Source organism: Mesorhizobium sp. M2A.F.Ca.ET.037.01.1.1 (assembly GCF_003998075.1).
GTDB lineage: Bacteria > Pseudomonadota > Alphaproteobacteria > Rhizobiales > Rhizobiaceae > Mesorhizobium.
In genome coordinates, this window is record NZ_RZSA01000234.1 from 1 (window position 1) to 7,587 (window position 7,587).

The following is a 7,587-nucleotide window of genomic DNA, read 5'->3' on the forward strand; positions in this document are numbered from 1 at the left end:
TCTGGAGGCAGCTGAAAGAGCCCACCGGCGCGCCTTCGAATGTGGTTCCAATCATGCCGACACACTGGCGCTGCTTGCCGGCAGCAAAGCGCTGGTCGCCGGCGATCCGGCCGAAGCGATCCCGCTCATCGAGCGCGCAATGCGCCTCAACCCGCTTGCCCCGCCATGGTATTTCGGCATGCAGGGGCGCGTCCTGTTCACGGCCGGCAGGTACCGGGACGCCATAGCAGCGCTGCGACGGAGCACGCCGGATTCTCCGCACATGCTGATATTTCTGATGCTCGCCCATGCGAGGGAGGGCGAGGGGGCCGAGGCGGCCGCCATCGCGAGCAGGTTGCGCACGGAATTTCCAGGCTTCTCGGTCGACGGTTTCATTGCGGGGTATCCCGTCACCAATCCCGACGCCGTGCGCGCTATCCGCGACGCGGCGAAGCTGGTGGCGATCCGTTAGCCCCCGCCCAGAAACGCCGCGATCAGCTTCAACATATTGCCGTCCCGCCCGAACTCCTTGGTGTCGAAGTCGCGGCTGCCCTGGCGCTGCGCCCTGGAGAGCTGGTCGAGATAGGCCGTCAGTTCGGCCCTGACCTTCTTGCAGCCGGGATCGTTCTCGGCGGTGAGGCCGGTGCTGAAGGCGACGATCTTGTCGACCATGTCGATGATGCCGGCGCCATGCACCTTCTCGTGCGCGATCAGCCCGGCCGCGAACCTGTCCCAGCGCGCCTGCAGGGCGGGGTCCAGCTTTCTGGCCGGCTTCGGCAACGTGTAGGTGATGATCAGCTTCGGTCGCGCCGACTTCAGCACGCAGGCGCTGCCTTGCGGCTGGTAGTCGCGCTGCCAGGTCAGCTTGAAGAACGTGTGCGCGATGACGCGACGCCCGCCGCCGGCCGCGCCGACCAGCGGGCCCTTCTCGCCGATCGACAGATAGAGCTGCTCCGCGCTTTGCCCGGAGACGGCATAGGTCTCGATACTCTCGATGGGCTTCCACTCCGCCCGCGCAGGGGAGGCAAGGAGCAAGGCGCAAAGCAGGATGGCGAATTTCATGAGGGACTCGATGGGATTCCGTGCGTTAGGTGCATAGCGGTTGTCTCGTGCGAGATCAAAGCGCGCGGGCAATCCGTCCTTTGAGGAAGGAGACTACGAGACGCCGCGCCGGAACCCGCTCCGCCCGTCATCCGTTTCCTTGGCCAATCATCCCAACCGATGGGGGAGGACAAGATGACCCGCAACGAGATCATTTCCGTGCTTGGACCGGTGGACGAGGCCGTGATCGCCGACATCGCGCTCACCGGCGCAAGCCTCGAGGAGCTGCGCGAGGCCTTCGCCTGGATCGGCGCCGACGAGGCGCTGGTGAATGAGGGCCATGCCATGCCTGGCGCCCGCGTGGCGAGACTGATCGAGATCCTCGAACCGCCGGAGGACGAGCCCGAGGCGCCGCACGCGGCGGACTAGGGCGCCGGCGCTTCATGGGGAGGCGTTATAGATCCCCATCCCTGAAACAAAAGCCGCGTTCCCGACGTTTGCGAATGCAAACTCGCAAGGTGCGCCATTGCCATCCACCTCAATCAAGAAAACAGAGTACGATCCAACCAGCAGGATCCTCTCTGTGTGGTTCGTGGCCAGCGGTAAGCGCTACGACTTTGAGGGCGTGCCGCCGGAGACTTACGCCGCGTTCCGGTCGGCCTTTGTCAAAGGCCGCTTTTTCAACGACCATATCCGCGGTCATTTCCGGTATCGCCGCGTTACCGATTAGCTGTCCAGTTCAAGCGGCTCATGCTCATCCTGGAACTGGTGCCACATAACCTGTCTGATGTCTTTGCAGTCGACGACCTGGCCGCACGTCTCGCAGCGATAGAAGTCCGAATTCCGAATGGAGCCTGGCGGGCGGTGCACCGTCACCCCTTTCGGCGGACCCAGCTCGGAAAGCCTCGTCATCCTCGAAGCTTCCTCGCCTCGCGCTCCAACGTCTTTCGGTCGTTGCCGTGCTCGCCGATCAGTTCACGCACCTGCTCGGGCGTGATGCGATGCTGTTTGGCGAAGTAGCGAACCTCGTAATCCTCATTCGCCGAAACTCGGTCGCGGTCCCTGAAATCGCGCTTGGTCTTGTCGTCTGCCATAGCCGTTCCTCCTGGTGAGAGAGAACAGAGTTCCGCACCGAATGTTCCCATTAGCTGCAGCTAACGGAACTGAAACGACCCTGCGCTATTGAATCAAACTTGAGTGATGCGTTGGGGCTCTCATGCGTAAGCCGGTTCGGCTGTCCTTCATTCGCCCGATGGAGCCTGAGCTTGTCGAGCAACCGCCAAAGGCAGACGGTTGGAGCCATGAGGTGAAATTCGACGGCTACAGATCGCAGATCATCAGGGACGATGAAGGCGTCCGTGTGTTCACAAAGTCGGGCATTGATTGGACCGCGAAGTACAAGTCGATCGCCAAGGAAGCCGAGACCCTGGAGGCAGAGAGCTTCATTATCGAAGGCGAGATGATTGTGCTCAACGAAAAAGGCCTGTCCGACTTCCATGCGCTGCGGTCGGCCATCACACAGCGGCCTCAGGCTCTCTATTTCGTCACATTCGACCTCCTGCATCTGAATGGCCATGACTTGCGCGACATGGCCCTGAAAGATCGCAGGGAGGTGCTGCAAGCGCTTATCCCGGCAGGTGGGCATATCCAGTTCTCGGAGGCTCTGCCGGGCACTGGCGACGCCGTTTACCACCTCGCGTGCGAGGCCAACCTGGAAGGCATCGTTTCGAAGCGCCTCGACAGTGTCTATCGCTCCGGCGCGACCATGAACTGGCGGAAAATCAAGTGCTACGTCGAAGCCGAAATGGACATCATTGGCGTGCAGCGTGAGGCGGGGAAGCCTGCCATGGTGCTGATGGCCGACAAGGGCCGGTACATGGGCGGTGCGTTTGTGACCTTCAAAGCCGACAAACGACAGGCTCTCTGGGATCGCGTGCAGGGCAAAGTTGGTGCTCCGCCTCCAAAGGGATTGGCAAAGCAGAAGGCGGAGTGGCTGAAGCCGGGCCTGGTCGGACGGGTGAAGTTCCTCAAGGGCGAGGAGACGTTGCGTCATGCCTCACTGAAGGATTTTCGCGAAAAGTAGGTGGAGTTACTGCGATGCCAGTTCGCCAGAAGGCGCAGGACGCCGGAATTTTCGAGCCTGCTGAATTGGAGTTCCTGGCAAGGGTGTTCGACCGGCTGAAAACTGAGGAGCAGACTGCCGATGAACGTGAGGCCCTGGCGTCCCGAATCCTCGCCAACTTCATGGCCGGCATCGAGGATGAGGAAGAGCTTGTTTCGCTGTCACGGCTGGCTCTGGGTCGCTCACACATGTCCTAAGCGGCATCACGGTCGTTGCCTCATTAGTCGCGCCAGCTGTTGCTGCCAAGCTACAGCCCTTTACATGAGATTCCATTAGAAAAGCCTTGTGCGGGGTTTCCTGGGTTTCGGGCGGACCATCCGGGGAAAGGGGCGCACAGCAGTTTGAGGGAAGATGACCCGTCGGCTTAGGTCGGCGGGTTTTTCTTTCGAGCGTCGGCTCTCATTTGAGATCGCACCTCAGATCGGTCGCGAGTCAAGGAGCGGTCTGCCATCCGTCGGCGCCACGTTCTATTGTCGGCGGTGAACTGGCCTTGCGGATCCGCTATTGAAGCGCGCCCGTCCGGCGCAAAGACAATTCCTCCAGCCTCTAAAGCTCTCCGCACAGCAAGCACACTGCTAGGTCGAGTGTTCTTTAGGCCGTTTTCGATTCCGCTGATCGTCGCTTCGCTGACGTTGGCCTTGGAAGCCAGGCGTACCCGCGACCAGTTCAAGAGGGCCCGGGCAAATCTGACCTGTTCTGCGGAGAGTTCATGTCGGCTGTCCATAACTCTGGAACATTCAATCTCGCTAAAATGTTCCAGGCCGATTTTTTGCAACGAAGCAGGTGGGCAACGAAGCTGCCAGGATTTAACATCGCGGCCGTGGTGGCGATGCGTCAGTATCGGGCCGTCCCATTTCTACCCAGGAGTGGACACCGGTCTGCGATCGAGTGTCACGGCGAAGTCGCAGACCGGCCCCCTCATCAACCTATTTGAGACAAAGCTCGCATGCGCGCTTCTGGGCGTCTCCACGCCAAGCAGAAGCAAAGAACACCACCTTCCGAGCGGGCGAGGACCGGTCGATCCAGATCCAGGAGCGCAAAATGCGCCGCCGGCCGCGATGACCGAAATCTCCAATTCACCAATCACGCGGTGACGCCGGAGCAGCGGAAGGGCTGCCCATGGGGTTCTGCCATCCAACGAACGATGCCCGCCGGGGGTACAGCGGGCATCATCTGCAAAAAAACTGACGATCAGGGGACTTCGCTCGTCAGTCAGGACCCGAAATGATCTCGCGGACTAAATGTTTCGCCGCATGGACCAATGCGAGCAAGCGAGGGACTTCAGTCTGAATGAGTTGGCGGCCGACGCCCTTCCTCCGTTGGGGGGGAAGGCGGCCTCCCTTTCCGTTTCGCCGTCCTAGAGTGTTTCACCGTTTCATGGAAACGGCGAACCCTCTATCTCTTTGTGTTGTCGCAATTCCAGGCGGAAAACCGCTCACACTTTTCCTGAAATTGCTCTAGAGCGGCCCGACAGTTCCGCGTTGGGGTAGCGTGGATGAACCGCCGGGCCTAGCCGACTCGGGTGGGGAGCCGGCTGTGGCAGATGGTATATTAGCGCATCTGCATGAAGATCACGGTTGATGACTTTCCACCGTTTTTCGCCCATGGCACAGGGGATGGACGGGAGCGGCCCGGCAGGCTGACGGGGTAGGCCAGCGAACGCCGGGCCTAGCCGGCGGGGACTCGGAAACGAAACATGGCACCGGCTCGCTTTAATATACGCCTCTGCCGAGGGATCGGCACGCTGCCGTTGGTAGTAAGCCGGAATCGCTAAAGCATGTCTCCCGAAAGTGGGAATCGGTTTCGGGATAAAGACATGCGTAAAATCAAAAACCTAAAGCGCATGGAGCGTATCTGAAAGATCGCGACGCGCTTTAGGCCGGCGCTGGCGAGCATCGTGGCACGGCTATCGCCGCCATTCCACCGGCGAGGCGCACTTGCCGATAAGAGCGGCCCGGCGGTTCCGTTGGGTAGCGTTGATGGATGACCGCCGGGCCTAGCCGGCGCTGGGTTTCGGGTGGCGAACGCGGCGCCGGCTGGCGAAACACTACGCTCTTGCCGAAATAGTTGGCACGTATCCATAAGGACGAACGAGGGAGTAGACCAACGTCGTCCCATCTCGGGACCGAATTGCTGGCATCAATTTTGCGTCGGTCGAATTGCTGGCACAGCAAGGGATCTTTTCACATTGCGATTGTCTGCTCAGCCTGCGCGAAAGCCAGGATCACCGAAATGCATATACTCGGCGCCGTTGCAGATCGAGGATGTACAGATCGACGAGAACGGCGATGTGACCGTCTCGATTGTTACTGACGACATCTACTCGAAGAATTCCAAACAGCGCTATCAGATTACGCTGACCGAAGCCGAAATCTGCGTGCTCTCCCGCGGCGCCGAACGGCGCTTTCGAGTATGACGCTCGCGAATAAATCGCGATTTATGCATCTCTGCGGCGTTCATGCACGAAGATGAGGCGCCGGGCGCCCCGCTCCATCCCACGCGGTGGAGCATGGGTGCTTCTCCCTACTTGCCCCTCCAACCCCTCCCGTCATAGGTTTTGCCGCTTTGGCGGGAGGAAAAGCGTTTTGGAGACCAATGTCGTCATTGTCGGCGCCGGCCCTGCCGGGCTCGCCGTCGCGGCCTGCCTCAAACAGGCGGGCGTCGATTTCCTTATTCTCGAAAAGGCTGATGAGGTTGCGCCGTCCTGGCGGCGGCATTACCGGCGGCTGCATCTGCACACGGTGAAATCCTTCTCCTCGCTGCCTTTCGTGCCGTTCCCGAAAAGCCATCCCCGCTACGTTCCGCGCGAAAAGGTGGTGGCCTATCTCGATGCCTATGCCGAGCGCTTCGGCCTTGAGCCGCGCTTCGGCGTCACGGTCAAATCCATCCGCCGCGAGGGCGAAAAATTCCTGGTCCAGACGGACGCCGGCGGGATCAGCGCCAGGAAGGTCGTCGTCGCCACCGGCAACAACGCCCAGCCGATCATGCCGGATTTCCCGGGCATCGAGGATTTCAAGGGCAAGGTGCTGCACAGCGCCGCCTACACCGAAGCGGCGCCCTATGCCGGCAAGGACGTGCTGATCGTCGGCATGGGCAATACTGGCGCGGAGATCGCGCTCGATCTGGCCGAAAGCGGCGCTCACCCCACCATCTCGGTGCGCAAGGGCGTCCACATCGTGCCGCGCCAGCTGTTCGGCGTGCCGATCCAGATGGTGGGCATCGCCAGCCGGACCATGCCGCAGGCGCTGAACGATTGGATGTTCCCCAAGATCCTCGACCGGGCGCTGGGCCGGCTGGAGCGATACGGCATCGTGCGGCCCAAGCAAGGCATCCTGCAAGGCATCGAGGCCGGCCGCATTCCGGTTATCGATATCGGCACCGTGGCGGCGATCAAGCAGGGTCGGATCGGCATCGCGCCGGACATCGCAAGCTTCACCGGAGACGGCGTGACATTCGTCGATGGCGTGGAGAAGATTCGACGCGGCCATTTTCGCCACCGGCTACCGTCCGGCCTATGACGCCTTCCTGCCGGCGGAGCTCAGACCGGACAAGAGCGGCGTCAACGCGCGGGCGAGCGAATTGGGCGTCTATCTCGTCGGCTTCTACAACCCCGTCACGGGTCTGCTGCGCGAGATCGGCATCGAGGCGCAGGCAGTGGCGAGGGATATTGCGGGGAGGTGAGGAGGTCGCGGCCAACATGATAGGCCGGGTTCCTTCGCCCCCCTCTCTGTCCTGCCGGACATCTTCCCCTCAAGGGGGGAGATTGGCAGCTTCCGACGGCCGTCTCCCTGCAGCGCTGGTGATTGGCGAAAGCATACATGACATATAATCTCCCCCCTTGAGGGGGAGATGCCCAGTAGGGCAGAGAGGGGGGCCTCGCCAAGACCTTTCTGTGTTTTGAGCCCCGCCACCTGAATCGGGTGGCGCATCGGACCACCTCATGCGAAGCCATTGCTGCCAATGAGGGATCGGCCATGCTCATGCTCTACGATTATCTCCCGTCGCAAAACGCCTGGAAGATCCGCGTCCTGCTCGGCCTGCTCGGCATCGCTTACGAAACCCGCATGGTCTCGATCTTCGAGGGCGAGAGCCGCACGGAGGCTTTCCTGAAGCTCAACCCGGCCGGCGCCGTTCCGGTGCTCGCCGTGGACAATGGCCAGGCGATCGCCGAGTCCAACGCAATCCTCACCCTCGTCGCCGAGGGCACGCCCTATCTGCCGACGGACCGGCTTGCCCGCGCCAAGGTCATGCAGTGGCTGTTCTTCGAGCAGTATTATGTCGAGCCGGTCATCGGCTCGCTGCGCTTCTGGAGCCTGACCGGCCGGCTGGAGCGCAACCAGGCGCTGGTTGCCGGCAAGCGCGAGGCGGGGGTGCGAGCGCTTGGCGCGCTGGAGGGCAGCCTGGCCGGCACGCCTTTCCTGGGCGGCGGTACGCTCACCATCGCC

The 7,587-nt window shown here is 61.6% G+C and carries 12 protein-coding genes; 9 read left to right on the plus strand and 3 right to left on the minus strand.

Annotation, left to right across the window (positions count from 1 at the left end; genetic code table 11):
• The coding region (locus EOA27_RS14020; protein ID WP_127256519.1) for a tetratricopeptide repeat protein at window positions 1–451 on the plus strand (451 nt) is incomplete at its 5' end.
• Here the strand turns inward: EOA27_RS14020 and EOA27_RS14025 are convergent.
• Entirely contained in the window at window positions 448–1,041 is a 594-nt protein-coding gene (locus EOA27_RS14025) for a DUF922 domain-containing protein (protein ID WP_126083333.1), read from the minus strand. The two genes, EOA27_RS14020 and EOA27_RS14025, sit on opposite strands and share 4 nt — an antisense overlap.
• 174 nt (window positions 1,042–1,215) lie before the next feature.
• Here EOA27_RS14025 and EOA27_RS14030 point away from each other — a divergent pair, with 174 nt between their 5' ends.
• Together EOA27_RS14030 and EOA27_RS14035 are read left to right on the plus strand one after the other, a co-directional pair.
• Window positions 1,216–1,449, plus strand: coding sequence for a hypothetical protein (locus EOA27_RS14030; protein ID WP_126083332.1), 234 nt, complete (start codon window positions 1,216–1,218; stop codon window positions 1,447–1,449).
• A gap of 97 nt (window positions 1,450–1,546) precedes the next feature.
• Window positions 1,547–1,750, plus strand: coding sequence for a KTSC domain-containing protein (locus EOA27_RS14035; protein WP_126061481.1), 204 nt, complete (start codon window positions 1,547–1,549; stop codon window positions 1,748–1,750).
• A gap of 178 nt (window positions 1,751–1,928) precedes the next feature.
• On the opposite strand, the gene EOA27_RS14040 is transcribed toward EOA27_RS14035, so the two are convergent.
• A complete protein-coding gene (locus EOA27_RS14040; RefSeq protein ID WP_042642958.1) occupies window positions 1,929–2,114 on the minus strand; it encodes a DUF3606 domain-containing protein in 186 nt (61 codons plus the stop codon).
• Between the two features lie 122 nt (window positions 2,115–2,236).
• On the opposite strand from EOA27_RS14040, the gene EOA27_RS14045 reads away from it, so the two are divergent.
• Together EOA27_RS14045 and EOA27_RS14050 are read left to right on the plus strand one after the other, a co-directional pair.
• Entirely contained in the window at window positions 2,237–3,103 is an 867-nt protein-coding gene (locus tag EOA27_RS14045; RefSeq protein ID WP_126083331.1) for an RNA ligase family protein, read from the plus strand.
• Window positions 3,104–3,117: 14 nt separating this feature from the next.
• Window positions 3,118–3,339, plus strand: coding sequence for a hypothetical protein (locus EOA27_RS14050; protein WP_126083330.1), 222 nt, complete (start codon window positions 3,118–3,120; stop codon window positions 3,337–3,339).
• Window positions 3,340–3,506: 167 nt separating this feature from the next.
• Here EOA27_RS14050 and EOA27_RS14055 read toward each other — a convergent pair whose 3' ends face one another.
• Entirely contained in the window at window positions 3,507–3,866 is a 360-nt protein-coding gene (locus EOA27_RS14055) for a helix-turn-helix transcriptional regulator (protein ID WP_126083852.1), read from the minus strand.
• Between the two features lie 1,527 nt (window positions 3,867–5,393).
• On the opposite strand from EOA27_RS14055, the gene EOA27_RS40670 reads away from it, so the two are divergent.
• The 4 genes from EOA27_RS40670 to EOA27_RS14070 form a co-directional block, all read left to right on the plus strand.
• A complete protein-coding gene (locus EOA27_RS40670) occupies window positions 5,394–5,558 on the plus strand; it encodes a hypothetical protein (RefSeq protein WP_189341959.1) in 165 nt (54 codons plus the stop codon).
• Window positions 5,559–5,727: 169 nt separating this feature from the next.
• On the plus strand, window positions 5,728–6,660 hold the full coding sequence (locus EOA27_RS14060) for an NAD(P)/FAD-dependent oxidoreductase (RefSeq protein ID WP_348526262.1): 933 nt from the start codon (window positions 5,728–5,730) through the stop codon (window positions 6,658–6,660).
• Entirely contained in the window at window positions 6,602–6,823 is a 222-nt protein-coding gene (locus EOA27_RS43160) for a hypothetical protein (protein WP_348526261.1), read from the plus strand. The genes EOA27_RS14060 and EOA27_RS43160 overlap by 59 nt, the downstream gene beginning before the upstream one ends.
• Window positions 6,824–7,116: 293 nt before the next feature.
• The coding region (locus EOA27_RS14070; protein ID WP_145970347.1) for a glutathione S-transferase family protein at window positions 7,117–7,587 on the plus strand (471 nt) is incomplete at its 3' end.

Bases quoted from the DNA above. Each gene is read 5' to 3' on its own strand.
- EOA27_RS14025 (WP_126083333.1), bottom strand. From the start codon at position 1,041: ATGAAATTCGCCATCCTGCTTTGCGCCTTGCTCCTTGCCTCCCCTGCG.
- EOA27_RS14050 (WP_126083330.1), top strand. From the start codon at position 3,118: ATGCCAGTTCGCCAGAAGGCGCAGGACGCCGGAATTTTCGAGCCTGCT.
- EOA27_RS14055 (WP_126083852.1), bottom strand. From the start codon at position 3,866: ATGGACAGCCGACATGAACTCTCCGCAGAACAGGTCAGATTTGCCCGG.
- EOA27_RS43160 (WP_348526261.1), top strand. From the start codon at position 6,602: ATGGCGTGGAGAAGATTCGACGCGGCCATTTTCGCCACCGGCTACCGT.
- EOA27_RS14040 (WP_042642958.1), bottom strand. From the start codon at position 2,114: ATGGCAGACGACAAGACCAAGCGCGATTTCAGGGACCGCGACCGAGTT.
- EOA27_RS14030 (WP_126083332.1), top strand. From the start codon at position 1,216: ATGACCCGCAACGAGATCATTTCCGTGCTTGGACCGGTGGACGAGGCC.
- EOA27_RS14045 (WP_126083331.1), top strand. From the start codon at position 2,237: ATGCGTAAGCCGGTTCGGCTGTCCTTCATTCGCCCGATGGAGCCTGAG.